This window comes from Vibrio sp. Y176 (genome assembly GCF_033438945.1).
The window spans coordinates 1-770 of sequence record NZ_JAWOQS010000396.1 but is presented as its reverse complement, the minus strand read 5'-3'; the positions used below and the strand labels follow the sequence as shown (position 1 = coordinate 770).

The following is a 770-nucleotide window of genomic DNA, read 5'->3' as shown; positions in this document are numbered from 1 at the left end:
TTCGACCATCTCAGCCACACCTTCTACGCCAACGACATGTTTAGCACGCTTTGCGATCGGCAAGCTGAAGTTGCCTAATCCACAGAACAAATCTAACACTCGTTCGTCACTTTGAGGGTCTAACCACTCAATCGCCTGTTCCACCATTTTCTGGTTCACCGCTTGGTTGACCTGAATAAAGTTGTTCGGAGCAAAAGGGATTTTTACGCCCGCTTCTTGATAGAAAGGCACCTCACCTGCAACTAAGTTAAGTTGGTCAGTTTCTGGCATCAGATACAACGAGGCTTGATGGCGTGTCGCTAATTCAACTAATGCACTGACTTCTTCATCGGCCAAATTACTTAAGTATCGCAGCGTGATACAAGGCCCGTTGTCACCCAACACCAGTTCTACATGCCCCAATTGCTCTGGCTTTTTGAACGCTGTTAGCACCGAATAAATCTCAGGCAATAGCGCATTCAACTCAGGAGCCAATACCGGACAATCCGTCACTTGTGCAATTTGCTTGCTTTGCTTTTTGCGGAAGCCGAAGTGCAACTGACGCGTTTTCTTATCGACAAACAAACTCACGCGAGCACGACGTCGGTAACCTAAAGACTCGCCCAATACTGGCGCATCCAACTCAATGTCACTGCCAGCAAATTTTCGCATTAACTGACGCAGCGTCTGCTGTTTGTGCGTCAATTGTTGGTCATAATTGAGATGCTGCAAATCGCACCCGCCACATTCATGATAATGCGGACAAAATGGCTCAACGCGCGCATCGCTTG

General features: G+C 47.8%; 1 protein-coding gene. It reads right to left on the bottom strand.

Features of this window, described 5'->3' with window-relative positions:
* Window positions 1-770: 23S rRNA (uracil(1939)-C(5))-methyltransferase RlmD (rlmD, locus tag R7O13_RS26270; protein WP_318305130.1), on the bottom strand; the 770-nt coding region annotated here is incomplete at both ends.